Source organism: Pseudarthrobacter sp. MDT1-56 (assembly GCF_059383555.1).
Window position 1 is genome coordinate 55,934 of sequence record NZ_JBWZCK010000001.1, and the last position, 27,000, is coordinate 82,933.

Sequence of the window (27,000 nt, forward strand, 5' to 3'; positions counted from 1 at the left end):
CCGGAAACGCACCGTTCATCCGTCGCCCAGCAGATCCCGCAGCGCAACGGCGTTACGCACGGCGTTCCCGCCGCCGTCGTTGTTGAAATACACAAAGACTTCCTTGCCGGCCGCCTGCCATTCACGGATCCGGTCCGCCCACCAGCGCAGCTCATCGTCCGAGTAGGAGCCGCCGTAGAGGTGCTCCCAGTCCGGGCCATGCAGCCGGAGGTAGACGAATGGTGCGGTGGCGCGGAGGACGCACGGGAGTCCCGCGCCGCTCATGACGCAGTACGCGGCGCCGTGCCGTTCCAGCATGGTGTAGACCTCGGGTGCGTCCCAGCTTGTGTGGCGGAACTCCACGCTGACCCGGATCCAGTCGGGCAGCGCCGTGAGGAAGTACTCCAGCCTCGCGTCGTCCCGGGCGAAATTCGGCGGCAGCTGGACCAGTAACACCGCCCGCTTCTCGCCAAGTTCGTGCCAGCAGCGGGCGATCCGCTCAATCCAGACCTCCGGGGCGTAAAGCTTCTTCCCGTGCGTCAATCCGCGGGGGGCCTTGACGGACAGCAGGAACCCGGGCGGAAGCCGCCGGCGCCAGCTGGCGAAGGACGTGTCCCGCGGCCAGCGGTAGAAGCTGGCATTGAGTTCCACCGTGTTGAAACGGGCCGCGTAGTGCGCCAGCCGTTCCCGCGCCGGCAGCCCCGGCGGGTAGAGCACGTTCTCCCAGTGGTCATAGCTCCAACCGCTGGTGCCGATGTGGACTGTCCCGTGCTGGGTTGAGCCGTGGTCCATCCCGTCCCCTTTCCCGGCCGGCCGGGCCCTAGACTTCCCCTGCCCACTCACCGGCGTGCGGGGCGAAGGCCCGCTCCCACCGCATCCGCTCGGCGTCGGGCAGCGGTCCGCGCGCGACGGCGGCCGCCGCCGCCTCGAGGTTCACGGCCCGGGAGGTCCCCACGATTGCGGTGCTCACCCCGGGCGTGAACGCCGAGAACCGCAGGGCCGTTCCCTGCCAGTCATCGGACTCCGGCTCCAACCCCAGCTCACGAAGCCGCCGCCAGTAGGTTTCGCCGTAAACGCCGACCGGCCGTTCGCTGTGGCGCCAGGGCGCATTGGCGAGCGGACGTTTGGCCACGACGCCGAGACCCCTCCGGGAGGCCTCCGGAAGCACCTCGCGCAGCGAGCGCTGGTCCGCCAGGTTCACCGAGGACTGGAGCGCTCCGAAGACCCCGGCGCCCGCCGCCCAGGCGAGCGCCTCGTTCTCGCCGCTGTAGCCAGGCACCCGGACCTTGCCCGCCTCGACGCAGGAAAGGAGCGCCTGCACGGCGTCCCCGCGTTCCAGCACGGTGAGGGGACAGGAGTGCAGGAAGACGACGTCGAGCGCGTCCGTGCCCAGGGTCTGCAATGCCTCGTCCACGCCGCCGGTCACCGCGGCGGCGCTCCAGTCCGTGGCGCCCGCGACGCCGTAGCCAACCTTGGTGGAAAGCACCACCTCGTCGCGGTGCGCCGGAAGCCAGCGGCCGATCCGTTCCTCGGACAGGCCGTAGCCGCGCGCCGTGTCGATGAAGTTAATGCCGAGATCCAGGGCCCGGTCCAGAAGTGCGTGCGCCTCACGTTCCGTGACGCCGTCATAGCCGATGTGCCCGGCGCCGAATCCGAGGGCGGAGACCTGCAGGGACGTTGTTCCGAAGTTCCGTTTCAGCATCTAAGGATCCTAGTACCAGGGGAAACCTGTGTGGCACTGTATGTCCCATGGCTCGGATTGAGGATTACGCACTGGTCGGCGATCTGCACACGGCGGCCCTGATCAGCACGGAGGGTTCGATCGACTGGCTCTGCCTGCCTCGCTTCGACTCGCCGGCCTGCTTCAACGCTTTGCTGGACACTCCCCGGGCCGGGCGATGGCTGCTGGCGCCGGAGGGCGCCGGCGAATGCACCCGAAGGCACTACCGCAAGGGCACGCTCATTCTGGAAACGGAGTGGGAGATGCCCTCCGGAAAGGTCAAGGTCGTTGACTTCATGCCGCCCCGCGACGCCGTGGCGGACATCGTGCGCATCGTCGTGGGCATCAGCGGCACGGTGAGGATGCGCGGCGAACTGGTCCTGCGTTTCGACTACGGCCACATTGTCCCGTGGGTTCGGCACGACGATCAAGGGATCCACGCGATCGCCGGTCCGGATGCCGCGTACCTTGTGACCGAGGCGCCGCTCCGGGGCGAGCGACTGCGTACCATCAGTGATTTCACCATCAAAGCGGGGGATCGGGTGCCGTTCGTGCTGACTTGGGCGCCGAGCCATCTGGACCGTCCCCGCTCCGTGGACCCGGAACGGGTCCTGGCATCGACGGAGGAATTCTGGCGGCACTGGTCTGCCCAGTGCACGGTCACGGGGCCCTACCGCTCAGCCATTCAGCGCTCGCTGATTACGTTGAAAGCGCTCACCTTTGCCCCCACTGGAGGGATAGTGGCGGCCGTCACGACCTCGCTGCCCGAGGAGCTGGGTGGCGAACGGAACTGGGACTACCGCTTCTGCTGGCTCCGTGACGCTACCCTGACGCTCCAGGCGCTGCTCGCGGCCGGGTACACGGAGGAGGCCGCATCCTGGCGCGACTGGCTACTGCGGGCAGTGGCGGGAGACCCTAAGGATCTGCAGATCATGTACGGCATCCACGGTGAGCGGCGCCTGCCCGAGGTGGAACTCCCCTGGTTGCGGGGGTACGAGAATTCCGCACCGGTCCGGACGGGGAACGGCGCGGCCGGGCAGCTCCAACTCGACGTCTGGGGCGAGGTACTTGACTGTCTGTCCCTGACCCGGAATTCGCTGCTGACAAGCACCGACGAATCCTGGGACGTGCAGCTCGCCTTGATGGAGCACCTGGAGACGGCCTGGGACCGGCCAGACAACGGGCTCTGGGAGATGCGTGGGCCGCGGCGGCACTTCACTCACTCCAAGGTAATGGCCTGGGTGGCGGCCGACCGCATGGTGAAGGGCGTCCGGGATTTCGGACTGGCCGGCCCCGCGGACCGCTGGGAAGAGCTCCGGGACACTATCCGCACTGACATTATGGCCAAAGGGTTCGATGCCGACAGAAACACCTTCGTGCAGTCCTACGGGCGGCCCGAGCTGGACGCGAGCCTGCTGCTCATCCCACGCGTCGGGTTCCTGGCCCCGGATGACCCGCGCGTGATCGGAACGATTGATGCTGTCCAGCGGGAACTGACTCATGACGGCTTCCTGCGCCGCTACAAGCCGGCCGAATGTGACGACGGGCTGCCTGGCGGGGAGGGGGTATTCCTCGCCTGTTCGTTCTGGCTGGTCGAGGCGCTCCTGGGGGCTGGCCGGCAGCACGAAGCGCGGGAACTGTTCGAGCGGCTGCTGGCGCTGCGCAACGACGTCGGACTCCTCAGTGAGGAATGGAGCATCGAGGCCGGACGCCAGTTGGGAAACACGCCGCAGGCGTTCAGCCATTTCGCCCTCGTGATGAGCGCGCTGGAACTCCAGGAGGACCACGTGCGCCGCAGCGACTCGCCGACCCCCGGGCGTTGATTCGAAAGGCCGAGCCGGCGCGAATTCGGCGTTCCATTTGCCAGGACCGGGGTTTTCGTCAAGACCTTAGATAAGTATACTTACTAATACCCCAGTGCGGGGTAAAGGATTAAAGGAGTGTGCGATGGCTGGTTATTTCGAGCTCGTGGACGCGCCCGACGGCGGCTACCGGATTCGGATGCTTGACGGGGCTGGAAGCCTGATGGCAATTTCCGTCACGTTTCCCACGAAGAGGGCAGCGGTGGCCGGAATCGCCCAAGCCCGCGAAATAGCCGGCACCGGGCTCATCCGGGACCGCAGCGTCGGCGGGCAGGCCGCGCCGGCGGGGCCACTCTCCAGGGCGTCCCGGAGGACAGCCGGAGGGGCGGGCCGCGGAACCTCCTTGTCCGGCGGATCGCTGGCTGCCGGTAAACGGGCCCGCGCACACCACTGACTTGCGTCCTGACAGTCCCCTCCGCCTTGGCCCCGCAGACCTTATGGTCACCGTCCCGCCCCGTGACCGGCGCCAGGCCGCCGTGCTGTTCGACGTCGACGGCACCCTGGTTGACTCTGTCTACCTGCACACCCTGGCTTGGTGGCAGGCATTCCGACAGGCCGGTTATGACGTGCCGATGGCGAGCATTCACCGCTCGGTCGGCATGGGTGGTGACAGGATCCTCGCCGGGCTGCTGCCCGCTGGCCGGGACAAGGATGAGGACGGCGCGATCATGGCCTCGCACGCCGCCGTGTTCGGCACGTTCTGGCCGGCCCTGCGCCCGCTGGACGGTGCCCGCGAGCTGCTGGCGCGGTGCCACGACGGCGGGCTCGCCGTGGCGCTGGCGTCCTCCGCCAGGCAACGGGACCTCGAAGTGCTGAGGGCCGTGATCGGCGCCGACGCCTTTATTGACGCGGCCACGAGCTCGGCGGACGCCAAGGAAAGCAAGCCGGCGCCGGACATCCTCGTCGCCGCCCTCAACGTCCTTGGTGTGCCGGCGTCGAACGCCGTCTATGTGGGCGACGCCGTGTGGGACATCTACGCCGCCGGGAACCTCGACATCCCGGCCATCGGGCTGACGAGCGGCGGCACCAGCGCAGCGGAACTCCGGGATGCCGGCGCCGTCGAAATCTACACCAGCCCCCGGGAGCTGCTGGAAAACCTCGGGGACAGCGTGATTGGGCGGCTCGCCGCCCGTCCGCCCGGGCGGGCGGGTTAGCCCTCGGGCGTCAGGCGGCGAGGTTCCGGAACCCCCGCGCCCTAGCCAGCCGCTACAGTGTGTCCATGAATCCATCCGGGGATCAGGAATCCGCGCCGTCCGGGCAAGCGCGGCTGGCCCGGCTCGCGGTGCCGCTTTTGGCTGTGGCCCTGCTGGCGGCGGGTGCGGTCTTCTTGTCGCTGCCGGTGCGCCAGGAGGAGTTCGGCTGGTTTGCCTACGCCCCGCTGTCACAGCAGGCTTTTGCCGCCCCGGGCCTGTTGATCATGGATGCGGAGAAATGGGCGGGCGTCGTACTGGTCGGTCTCGGACTGTTGATGCTCGCGTTCTGGACGGGCTTCCGCGCGGGCCGGCGCGTCCGCCGGCACTCCGGCTGACGCGGGGACGGCCGGACCTTCCCGCGATGACATGTGGCCGCAATGTTGGTGCGGAACACTGTCCTGCTGCGGGATCTCGGCATACGCTAGCCGGATGACACGACAGCACCTGCCCGGCCGAGTAGCCGTAGTCACCGGCGCAGGCTCGGGGATCGGCCGGGCGGTCGCCCGGCTCATGCTCGCCGACGGGTACCGGGTGGTGCTGGCCGGCCGGCGGGAAGCGCAGCTGCTCGAGACCGGGGCCGGCCATGCCCAGGCTTTTGCCGTTCCCTGCGATGTCACCATGCCCGACGACGTCGAGCGGCTTTTCGCCGCCGCCCACGAGCGTTGGGGACGGGTGGACGTGCTGTTCAACAATGCCGGTGCGTTCGGTCCGGCCGCCTCCGTGGACGAGATCAGCCTCGCGGACTGGGATTCCACGGTGGCGGTGAACCTGACCGGCTCCATGCTGTGCGCTGCGGCCGCCGTCCGGGCGATGAAGGCACAGTCACCCCAGGGCGGACGGATCATCAACAACGGTTCGATCGCCGCACACTCACCCCGGCCCCGGACGGTCGCCTACACCGTCACCAAACATGCCATGACCGGGTTGACCAAGAGCATTGAACTCGACGGCCGCGGTTTCGGCATTAGCTGCGGGCAGATCGATATCGGCAACACGGCCACGGAGCTGATGGACACGATCGGTGTCGGCTCCGGGGCGGTCCAGGCCGACGGCAGCAGCCGCGTGGAGCCGACCTTCCCGGTCGAGGACGCCGCGCGTGCGGTGCTGCTGATGGCCGGGATGCCGCCCTCCGCCAGCGTTGGATCCCTCGTGATCACCGCAGCCGGGATGCCTTTCATCGGACGCGGCTAGCCCGCCCAGCCCGTCTAAAGCGGCAGCAGGCCGGACAGGTCGGCGCGCAACCCGGACGCGGCTACCCGGCCGGCGTCGACGGCGTCCGCCCAGCTCAACTGCCCGCTGACCATCGCCAGCCAGGTGGCGGCGTCGCACTCAATGACGTTCGGGGGGGTGCCGCGGGTATGCCGGGGGCCCTCCACGCACTGGGTGACGCCGAACGGCGGGACGCGCACTTCCACTGAATTCCCAGGTGCCCGCGCGGTGACCTCCTCCAGGGAGTAGCGCACCGCCGTCGCGAGCGTGCTGCGGGAGACCGGGGGGCCGGCATCGGGGCTGGCGGCAACTGCGGCGTCCGGCCCGGGGGAGGTGGCTGCCTGCCAGGCGGCGAGGGCTGCCCGGCCCTCGTCGAGGGCTATACGACGTCGCGGAACCACCACTAATTTGCCTCCCGGCCGATTCAAAGTGTTAGCGGCAAGCTGCCCCTGCCGCATCTGCATCCACCTTACCTTCACCCTTTTTCGCCGGGAGTCCCGGCAATCCGTGGCATCCTCAGCTCCTTAACTATGTCGAAAAACATGTAGCTTGAATATTAAGTAAAACAGTTATAGTTTTATTTTACGGGTTGCCGCAATGGAATCCGCGCCTGTTGTCATGACCGACAGGGGGATGTGATGACAGCAAGGATGAGCCAGATGCCGTTTTCCAGGCCTCGTAGAGGGTCCCTTGTCCTGCTGGCGTTCGCGCTCGTAGCGGCGCTCACCGGAAGCATGGCGACTGCACCGGACGCCTCGGCCGACGCCGGGTGCCCTGCGGGAACAGCGATGAACATCGTCGCCCACCAGGATGATGACCTGCTGTTCCAGAGCCCCGGGCTCCTCTCGGCCATCCGCGACGGGTTGTGCGTACGCACCGTGTACCTGACGGCCGGCGATGCAAACGACTCAGAGGCCTACTGGAACGCGCGGGAGGACGGTGTGAAAGCCGCTTACGCCCACCTCGCAGGGGTTGCCGACACCTGGACCACCGCCGATGCCGGGATTGCCGGGCACCCGATTCCGGTGGCCACCCTTGACGGGGCAACGAAGCTCTCGCTGGCCTTCATGCGGCTGCCGGACGGGCACCGCGACGGAAGAGGCGGGTCCGACTACGGTTACGAAAGCCTGCAGAAGCTCTACAGCGGCGCGATCAGCACGATCACTGCCGTCAACGACTCGTCCTCATACACGCTCCCGGAGCTTCGGAGCACGTTGCTGGCGTTGATGAACAGCTACCAGCCGGACCAGATATCCACGCTGGACTTCGCCGGTACCTTTGGCGACGGAGACCACAGCGACCACCACACCGTGGCCTACCTCGTGCTCGCCGCGCAGCAGCTTTACACCCTGCCCCACACGATCACCGGCTACCAGGGCTACCCCATCTCCCAGCGCCAGGCCAATGTGGTCGATCCCGATCTGACGGCCAAGACCGATGCCTTCCTGGTCTATGCCCAGCATGATTCCAAGACCTGCACCACAGCCCTTGCATGTTCCGACAACTCGGTCGGGAAATGGCTTTCCCGGTCCTACACCGTGCCGCGGACTGCGGTGGCGCCGGCTGCCGGCGCGGAAACCACCAATGTTGAGGGCGATCCCGCCAACGTCGCGGCCTCGGCGTCGGTCACCGCCAGCTCCCAGAACACGGCCTCAGGCCAGACCGCCGTGAAAGCGGTCGACGGCGTGATCGCCGGCCACCCGGTCGACGCCACCCGGGAGTGGGCGACCATGGGCGGCAAAGCCGGAAGCTACCTCGATCTTGCATTCCCTGCGGCCGTCACCCTGAACCGGGTTCTGCTCTATGACCGGCCCAACCCCAGTGACCAGATCACCGGCGGCACCCTCAGCTTCTCCGACGGAACCAATGTCGCGGTGCCCGCCCTGGACAACGCCGGCCAGCCGACCAGCATCAGCTTCCCCGACACTGCCACCACGAGCCTGCGGCTGACTGTCACCACCGTCAGCGGCACCACCAGAAACGTCGGACTCTCCGAAATCCGGGCCTACCTGGGCACTGAGGCGCCTGCGCCGACTGCGCCCGTTACTGAGGCGCCTGCGCCGACTGCGCCTGTTACTGAGGCGCCTGCGCCGCCTGCGCCCATAACTACTACGCCCGGCGGCGAGGCCCCCGGCCCCGCCGTTCCCGGCACGGAAACCGCCAATGTCGCGGCCTCAGCCTCGGTCACGGCCAGTTCCCAGAACACGGCCGCGGGACAGAACGCCGTGAAGGCCATTGACGGCGTCATTGCCGGCCACCCGGTCGATGCCACCCGGGAGTGGGCCACCGTGGGCGGCCGGGCCGGAAGCTACCTCGACCTCGCCTTCCCCGCCGCCTTAACACTGAACCGGGTGGTGCTCTATGACCGTCCCAACAGCAAGGACCAGATCACCGGCGGCACCCTGACCTTCTCCGACGGAACCACCGTCCCGGTGCCTACGCTGGACAACGCCGGCCAGGCGACGAGCGTCAGCTTCCCTGACACCTCCACCACAAGCTTGCGGCTGACCGTCACCACTGTCAGCGGCACCACCAGGAACGTCGGGCTCGCCGAACTCCAGGCCTACCCCGGCACCGGGACGCCCGCGCCGACGGCCCCCCTGGCCGCCAATGTCGCGGCTTTGGCGTCGGTCACCGCCAGTTCCCAGAACGACCCCGCGGGACAGACCGCCGTGAAGGCCGTCGACGGCGTCATTGCTGGCTACCCGGTCGACTCGACCCGGGAATGGGCGACTGTGGGCGGCCGGGCCGGAAGCTACCTCGATCTTGTCTTCCCCACCCCTGTCACCTTGAACCGGGTGGTGCTCTATGACCGGCCGAACGCCAAGGACCAGATCACCGGCGGAACCCTGACCTTCTCCGACGGAACCACCGTCGCGGTGCCTACTCTGGACAACGCCGGCCAGGCGACCAGCATCAGCTTCCCCGATACTTCCACCACTAGCCTGCGGCTGACCGTCACCACCGTCAGCGGCACCACCAGAAACGTCGGGCTCGCCGAACTCCAGGCCTACCTGAATTGACCGCAACCGCCCGGACCCGCGTCCGGTTGGGCAGCCCGCCGTCGGTCGGATCCGGTGAGTCGAGCAGCGCCGAGACGGCGTGGCAACCCGTCGTCGGGCGGCGCCGGTCAGTCGAGCAGCGCCGAGACGGCGTGGCCGAGGCGGATTTTACCTACGGGACGGCCGCCGCCGAGCACCGGGGTGACCACCTTGTCCAGGACACTGGCCACTTCCGGGACGTCAACGGCGCCAGCTGCCGCCAATAGGGTCAGCCCGACCAGCGTGGTGGCCCGGATGTTGCCGTCGAGGATCTTGATGGCGACGGAGGCGCCCGTGGGGGTGGCCATCACCAGCACACCTTCGGCGCCGATCTTGGCGAGGATGCCGAGGTCGTCCATGACGATCGTGTTGCTTTCGCCCTTGCCCTGCACGGCCCACGGGTAGTCCAGCATCGACGTCGCGATGGTGGCGGCGCGGGCGTTGGAGTTCTTGTCGCCGGGGGCCTTGGCCAGCTTGGAGAATGCCCGGGCCAGTCCGGTTAGGGAGACGGCGGCCACGGGAGCGCCGCAGCCGTCGATGCCGAGGTGGGCGATGCTTTCGCCGCAGTATTCCTCGATGACGGACCGGATGCGCTGCTGCAGCGGGTGGTTGGGCTCGAGGTAGCTGTTGGTGTCCCAGCCGTTCTCGGTGCAGGCCCAGAGGAACGCGGCGTGCTTTCCGGAGCAGTTGAAAGCGAGCTTGGACTTGCCCCCCTCGGCGCGGACCAGCCAGTTTCTGGCGGTCTCGTCCTCGGGCCAGGCTGCCGGGCACTGGAGCTGCTCTTCCCTGACGCCGGCGGCCTTGAGCATGCCTTCGACGACGTCCATGTGGTCCAGTGAGCCGACGTGGCTGCCGCAGGCGATAGCTGCCTGCGCGCCGCGCAGGGGCACGCCGGATTGCATGGACGCGAGGGCCTGCAGCGGCTTGAGGGTGGACCTGGCGTAGATCGGGGTGGTGATGTCGCCCAGTTCGGTGACGACGGTGCCGTCCCCGGCAATGAGGACGGCGGAGCCGATGTGCCGGGACTCCACAAAGCCGCTGCGTTCAACGACGGCCAGTTCGACGGCGGACTCGACGGTGAAGGTGGCGTGTGAATTCAGGGGCATGCGCCAAGTCTATGGTGCCCAGCGGTGATACCCCGTTATTCCACGGTCACCATTAGCGACTGCCAGCCGGAGGCGCCGTCGGGCACCGGATCCGCGCGCTGGTCCGTCTGGACCTCGCCGGTTCCGTCGGTGGCGCGGGCCTTGATGTAGTGCGGGCCCGGGGTGGCTTCCCAGTCGAAGGACCACTGCCGCCAGGTGATGAGGGAAGCCTCCGTGGAGAGCACGGCCTCCGTCCAGGGCCCGTTGTCGATCTGCACCTCGACCTTGGTGATGCCGCGCGTCTGGGCCCAGGCGGTGCCCCCGATCGCCACCCGCCCGGCCGGCACCTTCGCGAAGGACTTCGGGACTTCCACCCGGGCCATGGTCTTGATGGGGCCGCGCTCGGACCAGCCGCGCTGCGTCCAGTAGGCCTTGCTGTCCGCGAAGCGGGTGACTTCCAAATCCACGACCCATTTGGTGGCGGAGACGAAGCCGTACAGGCCTGGGACCACCATGCGCACCGGATACCCGTGTTCCAGCGGGAGGGCTTCGTCGTTCATGCCGAACGCCAGCATGGCGTCACGGTCATCCTGGAGGACCTCGAGCGGGGTCGAGGCGCTGAAGCCGTCGATCGAGGTGGAGAGCACCATGTCTGCGCCGTCCTTGGGCCCCGCCATTTTGAGCAGGTCGCGGATGGGCATGCCCAGCCATTTGGCGTTGCCGGCGAGGTTTCCGCCGACCGGGTTGGACACGCAGGTCAGGGAGATGTGGGATTCAATCAGCTCCGCGTCGAGCAGGTCCTGAAAACTGAGCCGGATTTCCCGCTCCACCAGGCCGTGGACGCGCAGCTCCCAGTCCTGGGCGTTGATTTCGGGCACGCTCAGGGCGGTGTCAATGCGGTAGAAGTCGTTGTTGGGCGTCACCCACGGCGTGACCCCGGGAGCCTTGGACTGCACGCCGGCGGGTACTGGCGGGGCCGGTTTCGCCGCCGCGGGGAGCTGCAGGGCCTCGCGCGCCTGGGCCACGTTGCTGCGGGCCGCGCTGAGCAGGCGTCCGCCGGTCGCGGCGATGGCCGAGGCCGCGGCGGTGACTCCGGTCGCGGCGAAGAAGGCGCGGCGGCTGGTGGCGGGGCGTTCCGGTTCCTTGGCGGCCAGGTCCGAGTCCATGTCCGGCCACTGCTGCATCCGCCAAAGCCGCGTGATCAGGAAACGGAGGACAATCAGCCCCGCCACGGTGCCGATTACTGACGGAATCGCATCCAGCGGTTCTACCCCGGCCCGCGTCACGACGGCGCCCACGATCACCGCGCCCATCAGCAGCACGCCGGCGACGCCGAGGGCCCACTTGCGGTACGCCACGATGCCCAGGACACAGGCGAGCAGCAGGATCGTCACCGCCATGCCGACGAACAGGGCGAGCTTGTCATTGGTGCCGAAGGTGGCGATCGCGAAATCCTTCAGCCACGACGGCGTGAAGTCGATGAAGGTCGAGCCGAGGGCGATCACCGGCGTCGCCCGTGCCGTGAAGAACGCTCCGATCAGTTCCGCCACGGACAGGACGACGGCGGCCGCAGCGACCCCGGCCAACGCGGCGAGGACGGTGGGGCCGGTCAGCCGCTTCGAGGCTGTGTGTTGGCCGCGCCGCTTCCGGGCGGGCTTCTCTATCCTGAGTTCTTCCGCGCGGGGCGTCTGCATGCTGGGCTTGTCCATACTTGGTCTTCGAAGCAGTTCGGGCCGCGGATTGCCCGCCGAGGTGCCGGCACGCCCGTGGGACATGCCCTCCCTTGGGGCTCAGGGATGGGCATGTTGGCATTATGTCCGGTGGGGGCGGCCAGGACTGGGCATGTCCCGTGGATCTGAATGCGGCATCGTGGACATGCCCTCTCCTTGGATACAGGGATGGGCATGTTGGCATTATGTCCCGTGGGCGCCGCCAGGGCTGGGCATGTCCCGTGGGGCCCGCGCTGGGCAGCGGCCAGGACTGGGCATGTCCCGTGGGGCTCGCACTGGGCAGCGGCGGGGACTGGGCATGTCCATCGGTGGTCACAGCTTAGGAGCCTGCCCGGTCCACAAAGTACCCTTGGGAACTGTGAAGGTACTTGTCATCGGCCCCGGCGGCCGCGAACACGCCATTGTCCGATCCTTGCTTGCAGACCCGAATGTGTCCGAGGTCCACGCGGCCCCGGGCAACGCCGGCATCAGCAAACTGGTCCCCACACACGCCATCGACGCGAACGACCCCGACGCCGTCGCGGCCCTGGCCACCAAGCTCACCGTTGACCTTGTGGTGGTCGGCCCCGAGGCGCCGCTTGCCGCCGGAGTGTCCGACGCCGTCCGTGCCGCCGGCATCCCCGTGTTCGGCCCCAGCAAGGCGGCGGCCCAGCTCGAAGCCTCCAAGGCCTTCGCCAAGGAGGTCATGGCCGAGGCCGGAGTCCCCACCGCCATGGCCCGGGTCGCCGGCAACGCCGAGGAAGCCGCGGACGCGCTCGACACCTTCGGTGCCCCCTACGTGGTCAAGGATGACGGTCTCGCCGCAGGCAAGGGCGTGGTCGTCACCAACAACCGGGACGAGGCCCTGGCACACGCGCAGAGCTGCTTCGATGCCGGCGGCACGGTGGTGATCGAGGAATTCCTCGACGGCCCCGAGGTCTCGGTCTTCGTCCTCTGCGACGGCCTTAACACCGTCGCACTCTCCCCGGCCCAGGACTTCAAGCGGATCTTCGACAACGACGAAGGCCCCAATACCGGCGGCATGGGCGCTTACACCCCGCTGGAATGGGCCCCGGAAGGCCTCGTCCAGGAAGTCCTCGACCGGGTCGCCCAGCCCACGGTCAACCAGATGGCGCACCGCGGCACCCCGTTCGTCGGTGTCCTTTTCGTCGGCCTGGCCCTGACCTCCCGCGGCACCCGCGTGATCGAATTCAACGTCCGCTTCGGCGATCCGGAAACCCAGGCCGTCCTCGCCCGCCTCAAGACCCCCCTCGGCGGGCTGCTGATGGCTGCCGCTAAGGGCGAACTGGACAAGGTCCAGCCGCTGCGCTGGTCGCGGGACACCGCCGTCGCCGTCGTCGTCGCCGCCGAAAACTACCCCGACAAACCGCGCACCGGCGACCGCATCCGGGGACTCAAGAAAGCCGAGTCCGTCGAGGGCGTCCACGTCATCCACGCCGGGACCAGGCTCGACGACGAAGGCAAGGTGGTGTCCGCCGGCGGACGGGTTCTCGCCGTGGTGGCGCTCGGCACGGACCTCGTGGAGGCCCGGGAACGGGCGTACGACGGCGTTGAACTGGTCCACTTGGAGGGCAGCCAGTTCCGCACCGACATCGGCGGCAAAGCGGCCCGCGGCGAGATCAAAGTGCAGACGCCCGGCGGCCCCGCCGGCACGAAAGCGAAGGCCTGAGCATGTCCACCCCCGAATCCGTGCCGGAAGCCAGTGCACCCGCCCCGGCTGCGCCCAAGGGCGGCCTGGACACCGCAACGCTGGACCTGCCCGGCTGGAAGCACATTTACTCCGGCAAAGTCCGTGACCTCTACGTGCCGGCGGACGAGTCCATCACGGAGCGCATCGGCCAGGAGTGCGTCCTTGTCGTGGCCAGCGACCGGATCAGCGCCTATGACCACGTCCTCGCCAGCGAGATCCCCGACAAGGGCCGCGTCCTGACCCAGCTGAGTCTCTGGTGGTTCGAGCAGCTCGGCGTGGAGCACCACGTGCTCGCGTCCACGGCCGAGGCCGGCGTGCCCGCCGCGGTGGAGGGCCGGGCGATGATCTGCAAGAAGCTGGACATGTTCCCGATCGAATGCATCGCTCGCGGCTACCTCACCGGCTCGGGCCTCCTGGAGTACCGGCAGTCCGGCACCGTGTGCGGCATCCCGCTGCCCGACGGACTGGTGGACGGGTCCCGGCTGGACGCGGCCATCTTCACCCCCTCCGCGAAGGCTGAGGTGGGCGAGCATGACGAGAACATCACCTACAACGCCGTCGTGGAAACCGTGGGGGAGGACATTGCCTCCCGGCTGCGAGAGCTCACGCTGGAGATCTACACGAAGGCCGAGGAGATCGCCCGCGGCCGCGGCATCATCCTTGCCGACACCAAGGTGGAATTCGGCGTTGACGCCGCCACCGGCGTCATCACGCTCGGCGACGAAGTGCTGACCCCGGACTCGTCCCGGTTCTGGGACGCGGCTACCTATGAGCCGGGCAAAGCCCAGCCCTCCTATGACAAACAGTACGTCCGTGACTGGCTGACCTCGGCTGAATCCGGCTGGGACAAGTCCTCGGACGTGACACCGCCGGCGCTGCCCGCCGACGTCGTCGCCCGAACCCGCAGCCGCTATGTCGAGGCCTACGAAAAGCTCACCGGCCGGACGTTCGCCTAGGCCGTCGCGCGGGCCACGCCGGCTAGGTTCCGGTGGGCGAGGCGGCCTGCGCGCGGCGCTGGGCGAGCCGGATTTCGAGCACGGCGTCCATCGCCTGCTGGACCCGGTCCGAGGCGCCGGCTGCGCTGAATTCCTTCTGGGCTTCCTGGAGATAGACGAGGGCCTCGTCGGATTCGCCGGCAGCCTTAAGCGCCTTGCCGAGCAGCAGCGCCACCTCGCCGGCGACGTGCTTGGCGAGCGCATCCTTTTCGGCGTGGATTTCGCGCAGTTTCTGCACTGCTGCCACGATGTCACCGGTCAGGTAGAGCCAGCGGGCCCGGATGAACGCGACCTCGAGCTGGTCCGTCTTGTTGCCGCCAACGATCGAGAGCGCCAGCTCGGCACGCTCGATCGACGTCAGGGTCTCAGGTTCCACGATCCCGGAGGACAGCCGGACCGCGGCCGAGGCCTTGTTGAACCGCGCCCAGAGGTCGATGTCGTTGGCGGGGGAGAGCAGCTGGGCCGCCCGCTCGTGATATTTGATGCCCTCGGTGTAGTCATGGCGCATAAAAGCAACGTTCCCGATCACCCAGGCGACCTCGCCGGCGAGCTGGGTCATGGAGTGGTCATCCATCTGCTCGTTCATGGCCTGGCAGTACTCCCACGCCTCATCCAGCCGGCCGCTTTCGGCCAGAGCACCGATGAGGGCGCGCAGCGCGCCAATGATCAGGGTGGAACCCTTGGGCAGCTCGGCGCAGAGCCGCACGGCTTCCTGCGCGTGTTCGACGGCGACTGCCAACTGACCCTGGCCGTGGCACACGGCCGCGAGCATCTGCTGCGCGCGGACCCCCAGGCCTGCCGATTCGGCGGCCATCGGATGGTCCAGCAGCCGCTGCACAAGGTCCTGGCATTCCTTCAGCTGGCCTTGCTTCATCAGGCACTCGGCCTGCATGTAGGTCATGTTCCACCAGGCGCTGGTGTTCTTGGCCTCGAGGGCAATCTGGGCTGCAGCCGCGGCGTGGGTTGCCGCCAGCGCGTAATCCCTGAGGTCCCAGGCCTGGCGGGCATAGAGGCCCGCGAGAACATACTCGGCGTCGCTGACCGACACCGGCTGGCTCCACGCCTCCAGCGCCTTGGGGGCGAGTTCGAGCCGCCGGGCCAGTTCCTCGATCACATCCGCGGTCGGTTCACGGCGCCCGGTCTCCAACAGGGAGATGTAGCTGGGCGAGTACAGATCGCGGCCCAATTCCGCTTGCGTCAGGCCGCGTTCGAGCCGTTCCGCTCGGAGTTTCTCCCCGAATCCGTTCCCCACGGATACCTCCTAATTCCGGACAGTCTTTGTACTAAATGCTTGACAGTCTCTGTGCAAGCCATTTTACAATGTATGTCAACAAGGGCTCGTACTGGCTTTGTAATGTGTCCGACTCGCGTTTCCGACCCGTATTGAGGAACCACATGATCAAGAAGATTGCAGCTTCCGTCGCCCTGGCGGGGGCGCTGGCTCTCTCCGCAGCGGCTCCCGCAGTCCTGTCCGTCAATGCCATCGGCAACTGGCCCGATCCCATGGGCAACAGCACCCTGGCGATCGGCAACTGGCCCGATCCCATGAGCTCCACCCAGGGCAGCCTCTCGGCCATCGGCAACTGGCCGGACCCGATGACCTTCTCCACCAACATCGGCAACTGGCCCGACCCCATGTAGGCAACAGGTTTCTGAAAGCTCCGGGACAGGTGCGAACCCTGTCCCGGAGCTATTTTTATGCCGGCCGATGGGCCGGGCGGGCAGCCGGAGACCCGTGCACACAAAGAAGAGGGCCTTCCAGCTGGAAGACCCTCTTCTTGATTGGTCGGGATGACAGGATTTGAACCTGCGACCTCGTCGTCCCGAACGACGCGCGCTACCAAGCTGCGCCACATCCCGATCCGTTACTTCAAAAGCAACTTCACAAGAGTATCCGATCAGGACCCCGGATGCGAAATCGGGCGGCCGGCGCCCCGCAACGGACGCCGCGCAACCCTGGGCGTCTCAGACCAGCGAGTCCTTCCAGGCCCCGTGCAGCTGGGCGAAGCGGCCGCCGCCGCCGATCAGCTGCTCCGGGGTGCCGTCCTCAACGACCCGCCCGTCGTGGACCACGAGGACCCGGTCGGCCGTCTCCACCGTCGACAGCCGGTGCGCGATGATGAGGGCGGTCCGGCCGCTGTCGGCGCCGATCCCGTGCAGCAGCCCGGCGAGGCCGGCCTGCACGAGCCGCTCGGACGGGATGTCCAGTGAGGACGTGGCCTCGTCCAGGATCAGGACGGCGGGACGGGCCAGGAAAGCGCGGGCGAAGCTGATCAGTTGGCGCTGCCCGGCGGAGACGCGGCCGCCGCGCTTGTTGACGTCCGTGTCGTAGCCTTCCGGGAGCTCCTGGATGAAGTCGTGGGCTCCCACGGCCTTGGCGGCGGCCTCGATCTCCTCGCGGGAGGCCCCGGGCCGGCCCAGGGCGATGTTGTCCGCGACGGAGCCGCTGAACAGGAAGGCCTCCTGGGTGACCATCACGACGTTCCGGCGCAGATCCGCCGTCGCAAGCTCCCGCAGGTCCACGCCGTCGAGCGTGAGGGAACCGGCGGAGACGTCGTAGAAGCGGGCGATCAGCTTGGCAAAGGTGGACTTGCCGGCGCCGGTCTGGCCCACCAGCGCCACCGTCTGCCCGGCGGGGATGTGCAGGTCCATGGTGGGGATGATGACCGGGCCGTCGCCGTAGCGGAATTCCACCCCGTTGAAGTCGATGGCGCCCTTGGCATCGCGCAGGGCCACCGGGTTCTTGGGCGGCCGGACGGTGGGAACCTCCTCGAGCAGCCCGGAGACTTTCTCCAGCGCGGCCTGGGCGCTCTGGAAGGAGTTATAGAACATGGCCATCTGGTCCACCGGCTGGAAGAAGCGCTTGGTGGACAGGATCAGGGCCAGCAGCACACCGACGGCGAGCTCGCCGCTGAGCACCCGGAAGCCGCCGAAGAGCAGGACGACGGCGACGCAGACGTTGCCGATCAGCACCAGGCCGGGCTGGAAGATGCCGTTGAGGTTGATGGAACGGACCGTGACCTTGCGGTAGTCCTCGGAGAGTTCGGCGTAGCGGGAGGCGTTTTCGCGTTCCTTGCGGAATGCCTTGACCGCGCGGATGCCGGTCATGGTTTCCACGAAGTGCACGATCAGCCGGGCAGAGACAACGCGGGATTCGCGGAACGCGATCTGGGAGTGCTTCTGGTACCAGCGGGCCAGGAAGTACATCGGCACGCCGGCGGCCAGGACCAGGAGCCCGCTCCGCCAGTCGAGGGCGAACACCGTCACGGCCGTGAACACCATAAACAGCATCCCCGAGGCCAGTGAGCTGATCCCGGAGTCCAGGAGTTCGCGCAGCGCCTCCAGGTCCGAGGTCTGCCGGGCAATGATGCGCCCCGAGGTGTACTTTTCGTGGAATTCCAGGCTGAGGCGCTGGGTGTGCCGGAAGACCCGGACGCGCAGGTCCAGCAGCATCGCCTGGCTCAGCCTCGCCGTCGAGGTCACGTACAGGGCGGTGAGGCACGCCGTCGCAACGGCGGCGGCGAGGTAGGCGGCGCCGGTCAGCAGCAGCGGGAGGTTGTCGCCGGCGCGCAGGGCCGGCAGTGCCCGGTCGATGCCGAAGGCGATCAGCGCGGGCCCGGCGACCCGCGCCGCCTGGGACAGCACGACGGCGGCAATGGTCAGCCAGAACCGCCGGCGGACCGGACGGATGAGCGAGCCCAGCAGGGCCAGGGAACGACGCCGAACGGTCTTGCTTTCGCTCTTGGACAGGTGCGCGTTGTCCTCGTTCGCGGTGCCGAAGGTTGCGCTGCTCATCGGGAAACCTCCTCGGCGTTGAAGCCTGACAGTTCGGAGTCAATCAGATCCGAGTCCAGGTCCCGCGGTTCCGGGTCGAGGCTGGCGATCACGTAGCGGTAGTGGCGGTTCTCCGCGAGCAGTTCCGTGTGGGTGCCGACCGCGGTGATCCGGCCGTCCTCCAGCAGCGCCACCCGGTCCGCCAGTGCCACGGTGGAGGGCCGGTGGGCCACGATCAGCGTCGTGGTGTCGGAGAGCACCTGCCGCAGCCTGGCCTCGACGAGTTCCTCGGTGTGGACGTCGAGGGCGGAGAGCGGATCGTCCAGGACCAGGATCTTGGGGCGGGCGGCGATGGCCCGGGCCAGGGCGATGCGCTGCCGCTGCCCGCCGGAGAGGCTGAGCCCCTCCTCACCGATCAGGGTGTCCAGGCCGTCCGGGAGCGAATAGGCGAAGTGGGCCTGGGCGACGTCGAGCGCCTCCTCGAGGGCGTCCTCGCGGCGCTCGGCCGGCAGGCCGGCCGGGGCGCCGAGCAGAACGTTGTCGCGGACCGAGCTGGAGAACAGGGTGGTGTCCTCGAACGCGACGGCGACCACCGTGCGGAGCTCTTCGACGCTGAATTCGCGCAGGTCCACCCCGTCGATGGTGATGGACCCGTCGGTGACCTCGTAGAGCCGGGGGACCAGCTGGAGCAGGGCGCTTTTGCCGCTGCCGGTGATTCCCACCAGGGCCATCGTTTCGCCGGGCTTGATGTCCAGGTTGATGTCTTGGAGGATCGGCTTGTCCGGAGCGTCCTCATAGGCGAAGGTGGCGCTGTTGAAGCTGAGGGCACCCTTCAGCTCGGCGGGGCGGCGGGGCTGGTTGGGGCTGGTGATGGTGTTCTCCGAGTCCATGACCTCGAAGTGGCGGTCCACTGCGGTCTTGGCGGTGAGGGCCATGGCCAGCAGCATGCCGGAGAACTCCACCGGGGTGGCGATCACGGCGGCTGTGGCGAAGAACGCCACGAGGGCGCCGATGCTCAGCTCGCCGGTGGAGGCCAGCATGACACCGACGACGAGGCCGGCTCCGAGGGCCAGCTCGGGCAGGAGGGTGACGACGAGGCTGAAGGTCGCGAGGTGCTTGGCCTTGACGATCTCCGTCTGGCGGAGCTCTTCGGCCTGTTCGTTGAAGTTCTCCAGCGCCTCGCGGCTGCGGCCGAACGCCTTGAGCACGCGGATCCCGTGCACCGATTCCTCGACCGTGGTGGCGAGGTCGCCGGCCTGGTCCTGGCTGCGGCGGGCCACCTTGCTGAAACGGGTGCGGAACCGGAAGCCATAGATCATGATCGGCACGGCGGCGGCGAGGAAGATCAGGGCCAGCTGCCAGCTCATCGTGAACATCACCACGACGCCGATCACGACCGTCAGCGTGGTCACCACGAGCATGATGGCGCCGAAAGCCATCCAGCGGCGCATGAAGTTCAGGTCCGTCATGGCGCGCGAGAGCAGTTGGCCGGAGCCCCAGCGGTCATGGAAGGAGACCGTCAGGTCCTGCAGGTGGTCGTAGAGGGACACCCGCATCCGCGTCTCGACCGTGGTGGCGGGGTTGATCACGAACTGCCGGCGCAGCGCCACGAGGCCGGCTTCGGCGATGCCGAGGCCCAGGATAAGGGCGGAGGCGATCCAGACCGCGTCGGCGCTGCCGCCGGGCTGGAGCGATTCGTTGACCAGCACCCGCAGCACCTGGGGGATGGTCAGGGCCACCAAGCTGGCGAGCAGGGCGCAGATCAGCCCAAGGATCAGCCGCGGAATAATCGGCTTGACGTGGGGGTAGAGACGGCTGATGGAGGAGAAAAATGAGGTCTGCTTGGCCATGCCTGCTTCTTAAACACACGTGCGGATATCTAACGCAACTGGATGTAGTTTCCTGTAGCAACTACCCTAGGCCATCTGGTGACCGGGTTCACATGAATATGGACAGCATCAGGATCTCGCCCAGTAATTACATTCCGCAATGCTGCGCCGTCCCGCGTTGCAAGCGGGACATGTCCAGTTCCGTGTACCGGGAGTGGACATAAGCCCACTATGTCCAGCGGTGGCGTCCACGGGAGGGCATGTCCCGTGGTGGCGGGGGAGCCGGGCAGGCTCAGGGACGGGCGGTGAGCGTGAGCAGCACGGCTTCGGGCTTGCAGGCAATCCGGACCGGGGCGAAGCGCGAGGTGCCGATGCCGCCGGAGACGTTAACCGGCGTCGTGCGTCCCTTGCTGTCCCAGTCGTGCAGTCCCTTGGCGCGCCAGGTCGGGATGTCGCAGTTGGCGACGAGGGCCCCGAAGCCCGGCACGCAGATCTGGCCGCCGTGGGTGTGCCCCGCCAGCAGCACGTCGGCGCCGTCCTCGGTGAAGTGGTCCAGGACGCGCTGGTACGGGGCATGGATGACGGCGACCCGCAGGTGCGGTTTGGTGTCCTGGCCCTTGGTGCCCCGGGGCCAGCCGGCGTACCGTTCGAGGCCCAGGTGCGGATCGTCCACGCCGGAAAAGTCAACGCGCAGGCCCTTGATCACGAGCGACTGGCAGCGGTTGGTCAGGTCCACCCAGCCGCCCATGCCGAAGCCGGCCCGGAGCCGCGGCCAGTCAAGCGTGGCCGGTTCCTTGGGCTTCGAGGACGGCCCCAGGAAGTACGCCGCCGGGTTCTTCAGCCGCGGCGCGAAGTAGTCGTTGGAGCCGGGAACGAAGACGCCGGGGAACTTCATCAGCGGGCGCAGCGACTCCAGCAGGGGCTCCACCGCTTTGACATGGCTGAGGTTGTCGCCGGTATTCACCACCAGGTCCGGCGCCAGCTCCGCCAGCGAGGACAGCCACTCGGCCTTGCGGTGCTGGCCGGGCACGAAGTGGATGTCGCTCAGGTGCAGCACCCGGATGGGGCCGAACCCGGCCGGGAGGATCGGCAGGGTCTCTTCGCGCAGGACGAACTGGTTCTTCTCCCACAGCCCGTATCCGGCGGCGGCCGCACCGGTCACGGCACCGGCGGCGGCGGTGACGGCAAAGCCGCGCCCGATGCTCCGGGCGCGGCTTGCCAGCGTCTCAAGCCCGGTCACGGCTTGGGCTCGTCTTCCTTCTTGTCCTGGCCCGGCGGAGCGGGCTCACTCGGCGCCGGGCTGGACGGTGCCGAGCTGGACGGCGCCGGCGTCGACTGCGTGGACTGCCGGGGGGCCGGTGTCGGTGCCGGACCGTTCACCAGGCTCGACGGCGGGGCTTTGAACGGGTCGGTGCCGTAGGCCGGCGCCACCTGGGTCATGTAGTTGGAGAACTGCGGGCCAGCGATCATGTAACCGTCAATGGCCTTGTAGAACTTGCCATTGAGGGTCAGGTTGCGTCCCGGCCGGTCCTGGCCGCCCAGCGCGTCGCCGAACCAGGACGCCGTCGCCAGGCCGCTGGTGTAGCCGACGACCCAAGTGGAGTTGTTGGGGTCGTTGGTGCCGGTCTTGGCGGCGATCGGGAAGCTGGTCCGGGTCGAGATCCGCGGCTGGATCAGCGAGCCGGAACCGCGGTTGAGGACTTCCTGCAGCGCGAAGCTCACGCCGCGGGCAACCTCAGGTTTGATCGCGTCGCGGCAACTGGCGGCCTGGGCCGGCAGTTGGGCGCCGCTGGCGTCGGTCACCGATTCAATCGCGATCGGCTCGCAGTACTTGCCGTCGTTCGCGAAGGTGGCGAATGCGCTGGCCATGGTCAGCGGCGAGGTCTGGGTGGCGCCGAGCAGGTTGGACAAGCGCGTCATCGGAACCGGCTCGTTGGTCTGTCCGGCGTGGATTCCCGCGGCATCGACGATTTTCTGGATGCCGCAGAGGTCCACCTGCGCCGCCGTGGCGAAGGTCATGGTGTTGATCGAGTTCGCCAGGCCGTCGACGACGCTCATGTTCTTGTAATAGCCCTCTTCGGCGTTCTGCAGGTCCTTGGCCGCGCCGAGGCCCTCTTCCGCGGTGTTGTAGGCGCCGTCGACCCGGGTGGGGCAGGTGTTCTTCCACCGGTAGTTCAGCGGGTACCTGCGCACGGAGCCGTTGAGGATGGTGTTCATGGACTTGCCTTCGTCGAGCCACTGAGCGAAGGTGAACGGCTTCATTGTGGAACCGGGCTGGAAACCGCCCAGGCCGCCGAGGTCGTTGCCCTGGGCGTCCCGCATGTCCACGTTGAAGTTGATGACGTTGTTGAACTTGCCCTCGGCCTCCAGGAACTGCGTGTTCTGGGCCATCGAGATGATCTTGCCCGACCCCGGCTGCACGGAGACCAATGACGCGCCCCACTTGTCCGGGTTCTCGCCGGCGGAGCCCTCAACCTGGGCCTGCGCCACCGCCTGGGCGTTCGGGTCCAGGGTGGTCTTGATCGTCAGGCCGCCGCGGAAGACCTTCCGTTCGCGCTCTTCGGCGTCGGCGCCGTAGGCCGGGTTGTTCAGCAGCAGGTGCAGCACGTAGTCGCAGAAGTAGGGGGCCGTCGCCGAGTAGGCGCAGCCCTGGCGCGCCGGCGTGACCTTCGTTTCCACCGGGGTGGCCACGGCGGCGTCGTAATCGGCCTGCTGGATCTTGCCCTGGGTCAGCATGGACTGGAGCACCAGGTCGCGGCGGGCCTGGGCGTTCTCCGGGTTGTTGATCGGGTCGAAGAAGGAGGGGCTGTTGACCAGCCCGGCCAGCAGGGCGGCCTGCGGCAGGGTCAGATCCTTGGCCGTGGTGCTGAAGAAGAACTTGGAGGCGGCCTCGATGCCGTAGGCGTCGCGGTTGAAGAACACGATGTTGAGGTAGCCCTCAAGGATCTGCTCCTTGGTGAACTTCTTCTCCAGCGCGATGGCGAGCTTCATTTCCCGCAGTTTGTCGCCGACGCCCTTGTTCACGCCGTTGAGCAGGACCTGGTCGCTCTTGCCCTCGGCCTCGAGGGAGGAGTTGATGACGTTGTTCACGTACTGCTGGGTGATGGTCGACGCGCCCTGCCGGTTGCCGCGGGCCGTGCTGACGAGGGCGCGCATGATGCCGGTGGTGTCCACGCCGCCGTGCTCATAGAAGCGGCTGTCCTCGATGGCGATGACCGCGTCCTTCACATACGGCGACATCTGGTCGAGGGAGACCCGGGTGCGGTTCTCGGCGTAGAGGTTGGCGATCACGCTGCCGTCGGACGCCAGGATCGACGTCGACTGGCTCGGCGGGTCGACCTGCAGTTCGGCCGGCAGGGTCTCGAAGAACTTGATCGATCCGCTCGCCGAGCTGCCGGTGACGGCGGCCGCAGGGACCAGCAGTCCCGCCACCAGGACGCCACAAATGGCGCTCACGCCCAGGAAAAGAAGGATCTTTCCGAGGGTGGTGGCCGTGTCAAATAAAGGGTTCTTACCAGTCGCCATGTTTTCCACTTTACCGGCAAGGACTAGGCTTTAGCTCATGACCAAATGGGAGTACGCCACGATTCCGCTCATTATTCACGCCACAAAGCAGATTTTGGACCAGTGGGGTGACGACGGCTGGGAGCTTGTCCAGGTTGTCCCTGGCCCCGAAGGAAACGGCCTCGTTGCCTACCTGAAGCGGGAGAAGCCGTAGTCATGAGCACCCCCGCATCGGCCGCCCCGGGCGCCACCGAGGGCTCCGGAACGCCGGCCCACAGCACTGCCGAAGCGGGCGCGCCGTCCGCCGTCGAGCAGCGCCTGGCCGAGCTTGGCCTGAGCCTGCCGGAGGTCGCCGCCCCGGTTGCCGCCTACGTCCCCGCTGTGATCTCCGGCAACCACGTCTACACCTCCGGCCAGCTGCCGTTCATCAACGGCAAGCTCGAGGCGACCGGCAAGGTCTCCTCCGGGGCCGAAGGCGCGTCGGACGAAGCCACGGTCTCGCCGGAAGCCGCCAAACAGTATGCCGCGGTGTGCGCCGTCAACGCCCTGGCCGCCGTCAAAAGCGTCATCGGGGACCTGGACCGGATCACCCGGATCGTCAAGGTTGTCGGGTTCGTCTCCTCGGACCCGTCCTTCACCGGCCAGCCCGGTGTCATCAACGGCGCGTCCGAACTGCTCGGCAGGGTCCTTGGCGACGCCGGCCAGCACGCACGCTCCGCCGTCGGCGTTGCAGTTCTTCCCCTCGACTCCCCGGTTGAAGTCGAACTGATCGCTGAATTCGCCTAGAGGCCAGGTCCGTTTCCCGTGCCCCAATTAGCCCGACGCCTGTTTGCCCTTCCCCCGGATCTTGAGGGGGCGGCCCGCAGCTGGATTGAACACGGCGAACGCACCCCCCGCGCGGCCCGGTTCGCGTCCTCGGTTGTGCTGCTGCGCGACTCGCCCACGGGCCTGGAGACCTGGCTGGGCTACCGGCCCGGGTCCTCACCGCTGGGTGTCCTCGCTTTTCCCGGCGGGTCGCTGGAGGCCTCCGACGACGACGCCGTCGGCTGGCTGGGCCCCTCGCCGCAGTATTGGGCCGAGCACATGGGGACGGCCGACGTCGGACTCGCGCGCCGCCACGTGGTGGGCGCCATCCGTGAACTGTTCGAGGAAACCGGCATCCTTCTGGCCGGACCGGACCTGTCCACCACGGTGGAGGCGACGTCCTCGGCCGAATGGATGCGGGCCCGGGTGGCGGTAGCGGAGCAGGAGAAGTCCTTCACGGAGGTGCTCGCGAAACGCGGCCTCTCGGTGCGGACGGACCTGCTGAAACCGCTGGTCAACTGGCTCAGCCCGGACTTCGCGCACCGCCGCTTCAACACCCGCTATTTCGCGGCCACGGTGCCGATGAACCAGCAGCCGTCGTTGCTGGCCAGCAAGGGTGTGTGGGGCCGCTGGGTGTGCGTCCGCAAGGTCGTCGAAGGCCGGAACATCTCCGCGCTCGGTGACGAGGTAGGCCAGGAGAACACGGTCGGACGCAGTCTCGGCGAACTGCTGGTTCCCGGTTCGGAGATCATGCTTGAGAAGATGGCCGCCGCCAACGGCTGCATCGCCTACCTGAGTTACAAGCGCAAGGCCCACGTCTACCAGCCGAAGCTTGTCGAGGAAGACGGCCAGCTCATGCTGGAGGTCGAGGCGGCCAAGACCGTCGCCGGAATACCCCAGCGCGAACGCTGACCCGGGCGGGGCACCCAGGGCCCGGCTTCCCGCTGGACATGCCCTCTGCTCACCCCGCCCCGCCGCTGGACATGTCCCCTGCTGGGCCGGGCGGGTGGACATGATGGCATTGTGTCCACTCGTTGCACCCAGGAATGGGCATGTCCTATGGAGCCGGAGGCCCGGAATGAGCATGCCCTCCGCTCACCCCGCCCCGCCGCTGGGCATGTTCCCTGCTGGGCCGGGCGGGTGGACATGATGGCATTGCGTCCACTCGTTGCACCCAGGAATGGGCATGTCCTATGGAGCCGGAGGCCCGGAATGAGCATGCCCTCCGCTCACCCCGCCCCGCCGCTGGGCATGTTCCCTGCTGGGCCGGGCGGGTGGACATGATGGCATTGCGTCCACTCGTTGCACCCAGGAATGGGCATGTCCTATGGAGCCGGAGGCCCGGAATGAGCATGCCCTCCGCTCACCCCGCCCCGCCGCTGGGCATGTTCCCTGCTGGGCCGGGCGGGTGGACATGATGGCATTGCGTCCACTCGTTGCACCCAGGAATGGGCATGTCCTATGGAGCCGGAGGCCCGGAATGAGCATGCCCTCCGCTCACCCCGCCCCGCCGCTGGGCATGTTCCCTGCTGGGCCGGGCGGGTGGACATGATGGCATTGCGTCCACTCGTTGCACCCAGGAATGGGCATGTCCCGCGGGCGGGGAGACCAACAAGGGGCATGTCCCACTGCGGGAGCGCTCATCAGGCTTAAACGCCGAAGGCCGGCGCCGTTTTCACGGGCCGGCCTTCGGGGTGATGCCAATCAGGCTTAGCGGGAGCGCTGGCGCAGGCGCTGCATGTCAAGGATGACGACGGCGCGGGCCTCCAGGCGCAGCCAGCCGCGCTGCACGAATTCGGCGAGGGCCTTGTTGACCGTTTCACGGGATGCTCCGACCAGCTGGGCCAGTTCTTCCTGCGTGAGCTCGTGCGCCACCAGCACGCCGTCGGTCGCGGGCCGGCCGAAGCGGTCCGCCAGGTCCAGGAGTGCCTTGGCTACGCGGCCCGGAACGTCCGAGAAGACCAGGTCGGACAGGGAATCGTTGGTGCGGCGCAGGCGGCGGGCCAGGGCCTGCAGCAGCTGCGCCGAAACCTCCGGGCGGGTGCGCAGCAGGGCGTTGAGGCTCTCATTCTTCAGCCCGGCCAGGCGTGTTTCCGAGACGGCCGTGGCTGTGGCGGTACGCGGGCTCGGATCGAACAGCGCCATTTCGCCGAAGAGCTCGCCCGGGCCGAGGATGGCCAGCAGCGACTCCCGGCCGTCCGGGGACGTGCGTCCGAGCTTGACCTTGCCGGAGACGATGAAATAGAGCTGGTCGCCCTGGTCGCCTTCCCGGAATACCGAGGCTCCGCGTGAGAGGTCCACCTCGGTGAGTTCGTCCGTCAGCAGACGGAACGCCTCGTCGTCGAGCGTGGCGAAAAGGGGTGCGCGGCGCAATACCTCGATATCCATGAAATCTCCTGACTAAAAACTGTGTCGGCTGGGGCGCTTCAGCCATTGTTTCAGAATTTTGGCGCATCTGTGACGTACTTGGCACCGAAACGCGCCAAACGTCGTGCCAGGGGGAGAGTCTGGCCCGGCTCCGGGCTCCGCCTGCGCGCGGCAAACTGTCAGCCGGCGCCGGTAGAATTGGGGCTTACCTGCCTAAA

23 protein-coding genes and 1 tRNA gene are annotated in these 27,000 nt (G+C 67.7%); 12 read left to right on the forward strand and 12 right to left on the reverse strand.

What is annotated here, in order from left to right:
- Nucleotides 1-15: 15 nt before the first annotated feature.
- Nucleotides 16-771 carry a DUF72 domain-containing protein gene (locus tag AC50YC_RS00280; protein ID WP_494951657.1) on the reverse strand — a complete coding sequence of 252 codons (756 nt, stop codon included), beginning with the start codon at nt 769-771 and terminating at the stop codon, nt 16-18.
- Between the two features lie 28 nt (nt 772-799).
- On the reverse strand, nt 800-1,681 hold the full coding sequence (locus tag AC50YC_RS00285; protein ID WP_494951658.1) for an aldo/keto reductase: 882 nt from the start codon (nt 1,679-1,681) through the stop codon (nt 800-802).
- Between the two features lie 47 nt (nt 1,682-1,728).
- Between AC50YC_RS00285 and AC50YC_RS00290 the strand changes: the two genes are divergently transcribed.
- The 5 genes from AC50YC_RS00290 (at nt 1,729) to AC50YC_RS00310 (ending at nt 5,945) form a co-directional block, all read left to right on the forward strand.
- On the forward strand, nt 1,729-3,522 hold the full coding sequence (locus AC50YC_RS00290; protein ID WP_494951659.1) for a glycoside hydrolase family 15 protein: 1,794 nt from the start codon (nt 1,729-1,731) through the stop codon (nt 3,520-3,522).
- Between the two features lie 124 nt (nt 3,523-3,646).
- Nucleotides 3,647-3,955, forward strand: a complete 309-nt coding sequence (locus AC50YC_RS00295) for a YegP family protein (RefSeq protein WP_494951660.1) — start codon at nt 3,647-3,649, stop codon at nt 3,953-3,955.
- Nucleotides 3,956-3,998: 43 nt separating this feature from the next.
- On the forward strand, nt 3,999-4,715 hold the full coding sequence (locus AC50YC_RS00300; RefSeq protein ID WP_494952157.1) for an HAD family hydrolase: 717 nt from the start codon (nt 3,999-4,001) through the stop codon (nt 4,713-4,715).
- 65 nt (nt 4,716-4,780) lie between these two features.
- A complete protein-coding gene (locus tag AC50YC_RS00305) occupies nt 4,781-5,089 on the forward strand; it encodes a hypothetical protein (protein WP_494951661.1) in 309 nt (102 codons plus the stop codon).
- A 94-nt stretch (nt 5,090-5,183) separates the two neighbouring features.
- The gene (locus AC50YC_RS00310; protein ID WP_494951662.1) at nt 5,184-5,945 is read left to right on the forward strand and encodes an SDR family oxidoreductase; all 762 of its coding nucleotides are present in this window, start codon (nt 5,184-5,186) and stop codon (nt 5,943-5,945) included.
- A 14-nt stretch (nt 5,946-5,959) separates the two neighbouring features.
- Here AC50YC_RS00310 and AC50YC_RS00315 read toward each other — a convergent pair whose 3' ends face one another.
- Nucleotides 5,960-6,367, reverse strand: a complete 408-nt coding sequence (locus AC50YC_RS00315; protein WP_494951663.1) for a sterol carrier family protein — start codon at nt 6,365-6,367, stop codon at nt 5,960-5,962.
- A gap of 255 nt (nt 6,368-6,622) precedes the next feature.
- On the opposite strand from AC50YC_RS00315, the gene AC50YC_RS00320 reads away from it, so the two are divergent.
- Complete coding sequence (locus AC50YC_RS00320; protein WP_494951664.1) at nt 6,623-8,986, forward strand: PIG-L family deacetylase; 2,364 nt, start codon at nt 6,623-6,625, stop codon at nt 8,984-8,986.
- Between the two features lie 107 nt (nt 8,987-9,093).
- Here AC50YC_RS00320 and AC50YC_RS00325 read toward each other — a convergent pair whose 3' ends face one another.
- Together AC50YC_RS00325 and AC50YC_RS00330 are read right to left on the reverse strand one after the other, a co-directional pair.
- Nucleotides 9,094-10,110, reverse strand: coding sequence for an asparaginase (locus AC50YC_RS00325; RefSeq protein ID WP_494951665.1), 1,017 nt, complete (start codon nt 10,108-10,110; stop codon nt 9,094-9,096).
- A 35-nt stretch (nt 10,111-10,145) separates the two neighbouring features.
- Nucleotides 10,146-11,798, reverse strand: coding sequence for a molybdopterin-dependent oxidoreductase (locus tag AC50YC_RS00330; RefSeq protein WP_494951666.1), 1,653 nt, complete (start codon nt 11,796-11,798; stop codon nt 10,146-10,148).
- A 379-nt stretch (nt 11,799-12,177) separates the two neighbouring features.
- Here AC50YC_RS00330 and purD point away from each other — a divergent pair, with 379 nt between their 5' ends.
- Nucleotides 12,178-13,488 carry a phosphoribosylamine--glycine ligase gene (gene purD, locus AC50YC_RS00335; protein ID WP_494951667.1) on the forward strand — a complete coding sequence of 437 codons (1,311 nt, stop codon included), beginning with the start codon at nt 12,178-12,180 and terminating at the stop codon, nt 13,486-13,488.
- 2 nt (nt 13,489-13,490) lie between these two features.
- A complete protein-coding gene (locus AC50YC_RS00340) occupies nt 13,491-14,465 on the forward strand; it encodes a phosphoribosylaminoimidazolesuccinocarboxamide synthase (RefSeq protein ID WP_494951668.1) in 975 nt (324 codons plus the stop codon).
- 22 nt (nt 14,466-14,487) lie between these two features.
- On the opposite strand, the gene AC50YC_RS00345 is transcribed toward AC50YC_RS00340, so the two are convergent.
- Nucleotides 14,488-15,756, reverse strand: coding sequence for a helix-turn-helix domain-containing protein (locus AC50YC_RS00345; RefSeq protein WP_494951669.1), 1,269 nt, complete (start codon nt 15,754-15,756; stop codon nt 14,488-14,490).
- A 143-nt stretch (nt 15,757-15,899) separates the two neighbouring features.
- Between AC50YC_RS00345 and AC50YC_RS00350 the strand changes: the two genes are divergently transcribed.
- On the forward strand, nt 15,900-16,145 hold the full coding sequence (locus AC50YC_RS00350; protein ID WP_494951670.1) for a hypothetical protein: 246 nt from the start codon (nt 15,900-15,902) through the stop codon (nt 16,143-16,145).
- Nucleotides 16,146-16,287: 142 nt separating this feature from the next.
- Here AC50YC_RS00350 and AC50YC_RS00355 read toward each other — a convergent pair.
- From AC50YC_RS00355 to AC50YC_RS00375, 5 genes are all read right to left on the reverse strand, one after another.
- Nucleotides 16,288-16,364: transfer RNA gene (locus tag AC50YC_RS00355), tRNA-Pro, on the reverse strand.
- Between the two features lie 105 nt (nt 16,365-16,469).
- Nucleotides 16,470-18,299: an ABC transporter ATP-binding protein gene (locus AC50YC_RS00360; protein ID WP_494951671.1), complete on the reverse strand. Its 1,830-nt coding sequence runs from the start codon at nt 18,297-18,299 to the stop codon at nt 16,470-16,472.
- Nucleotides 18,296-20,128 carry an ABC transporter ATP-binding protein gene (locus AC50YC_RS00365; protein WP_494951672.1) on the reverse strand — a complete coding sequence of 611 codons (1,833 nt, stop codon included), beginning with the start codon at nt 20,126-20,128 and terminating at the stop codon, nt 18,296-18,298. Before AC50YC_RS00365 ends, AC50YC_RS00360 begins: the two co-directional genes overlap by 4 nt.
- Before the next feature lie 271 nt (nt 20,129-20,399).
- Nucleotides 20,400-21,347, reverse strand: a complete 948-nt coding sequence (locus AC50YC_RS00370) for a metallophosphoesterase (protein ID WP_494951673.1) — start codon at nt 21,345-21,347, stop codon at nt 20,400-20,402.
- Nucleotides 21,344-23,632, reverse strand: coding sequence for a transglycosylase domain-containing protein (locus AC50YC_RS00375; protein ID WP_494951674.1), 2,289 nt, complete (start codon nt 23,630-23,632; stop codon nt 21,344-21,346). The genes AC50YC_RS00370 and AC50YC_RS00375 overlap by 4 nt, the downstream gene beginning before the upstream one ends.
- 37 nt (nt 23,633-23,669) lie before the next feature.
- Here AC50YC_RS00375 and sp36 point away from each other — a divergent pair, with 37 nt between their 5' ends.
- The 3 genes from sp36 to AC50YC_RS00390 are packed head-to-tail and all read left to right on the forward strand — an operon-like array spanning nt 23,670 to nt 25,327.
- Nucleotides 23,670-23,825, forward strand: a complete 156-nt coding sequence (gene sp36, locus AC50YC_RS00380) for a Sp36 family protein (protein ID WP_494951675.1) — start codon at nt 23,670-23,672, stop codon at nt 23,823-23,825.
- Between the two features lie 2 nt (nt 23,826-23,827).
- Nucleotides 23,828-24,397, forward strand: coding sequence for a RidA family protein (locus AC50YC_RS00385; RefSeq protein WP_494951676.1), 570 nt, complete (start codon nt 23,828-23,830; stop codon nt 24,395-24,397).
- Nucleotides 24,398-24,415: 18 nt separating this feature from the next.
- Entirely contained in the window at nt 24,416-25,327 is a 912-nt protein-coding gene (locus AC50YC_RS00390) for an NUDIX hydrolase (RefSeq protein WP_494951677.1), read from the forward strand.
- 798 nt (nt 25,328-26,125) lie between these two features.
- Here the strand turns inward: AC50YC_RS00390 and AC50YC_RS00395 are convergent.
- Entirely contained in the window at nt 26,126-26,803 is a 678-nt protein-coding gene (locus AC50YC_RS00395) for a Crp/Fnr family transcriptional regulator (RefSeq protein WP_011693220.1), read from the reverse strand.
- Nucleotides 26,804-27,000 lie beyond the last annotated feature (197 nt).

Bases quoted from the DNA above. Each gene is read 5' to 3' on its own strand.
- AC50YC_RS00280 (WP_494951657.1), bottom strand. From the start codon at position 771: ATGGACCACGGCTCAACCCAGCACGGGACAGTCCACATCGGCACCAGC.
- AC50YC_RS00285 (WP_494951658.1), bottom strand. From the start codon at position 1,681: ATGCTGAAACGGAACTTCGGAACAACGTCCCTGCAGGTCTCCGCCCTC.
- AC50YC_RS00290 (WP_494951659.1), top strand. From the start codon at position 1,729: ATGGCTCGGATTGAGGATTACGCACTGGTCGGCGATCTGCACACGGCG.
- AC50YC_RS00295 (WP_494951660.1), top strand. From the start codon at position 3,647: ATGGCTGGTTATTTCGAGCTCGTGGACGCGCCCGACGGCGGCTACCGG.
- AC50YC_RS00300 (WP_494952157.1), top strand. From the start codon at position 3,999: ATGGTCACCGTCCCGCCCCGTGACCGGCGCCAGGCCGCCGTGCTGTTC.
- AC50YC_RS00305 (WP_494951661.1), top strand. From the start codon at position 4,781: ATGAATCCATCCGGGGATCAGGAATCCGCGCCGTCCGGGCAAGCGCGG.
- AC50YC_RS00310 (WP_494951662.1), top strand. From the start codon at position 5,184: ATGACACGACAGCACCTGCCCGGCCGAGTAGCCGTAGTCACCGGCGCA.
- AC50YC_RS00320 (WP_494951664.1), top strand. From the start codon at position 6,623: ATGCCGTTTTCCAGGCCTCGTAGAGGGTCCCTTGTCCTGCTGGCGTTC.
- AC50YC_RS00325 (WP_494951665.1), bottom strand. From the start codon at position 10,110: ATGCCCCTGAATTCACACGCCACCTTCACCGTCGAGTCCGCCGTCGAA.
- AC50YC_RS00330 (WP_494951666.1), bottom strand. From the start codon at position 11,798: ATGGACAAGCCCAGCATGCAGACGCCCCGCGCGGAAGAACTCAGGATA.
- AC50YC_RS00340 (WP_494951668.1), top strand. From the start codon at position 13,491: ATGTCCACCCCCGAATCCGTGCCGGAAGCCAGTGCACCCGCCCCGGCT.
- AC50YC_RS00350 (WP_494951670.1), top strand. From the start codon at position 15,900: ATGATCAAGAAGATTGCAGCTTCCGTCGCCCTGGCGGGGGCGCTGGCT.
- AC50YC_RS00360 (WP_494951671.1), bottom strand. From the start codon at position 18,299: ATGAGCAGCGCAACCTTCGGCACCGCGAACGAGGACAACGCGCACCTG.
- AC50YC_RS00365 (WP_494951672.1), bottom strand. From the start codon at position 20,128: ATGGCCAAGCAGACCTCATTTTTCTCCTCCATCAGCCGTCTCTACCCC.
- AC50YC_RS00375 (WP_494951674.1), bottom strand. From the start codon at position 23,632: ATGGCGACTGGTAAGAACCCTTTATTTGACACGGCCACCACCCTCGGA.
- sp36 (WP_494951675.1), top strand. From the start codon at position 23,670: ATGACCAAATGGGAGTACGCCACGATTCCGCTCATTATTCACGCCACA.
- AC50YC_RS00385 (WP_494951676.1), top strand. From the start codon at position 23,828: ATGAGCACCCCCGCATCGGCCGCCCCGGGCGCCACCGAGGGCTCCGGA.
- AC50YC_RS00395 (WP_011693220.1), bottom strand. From the start codon at position 26,803: ATGGATATCGAGGTATTGCGCCGCGCACCCCTTTTCGCCACGCTCGAC.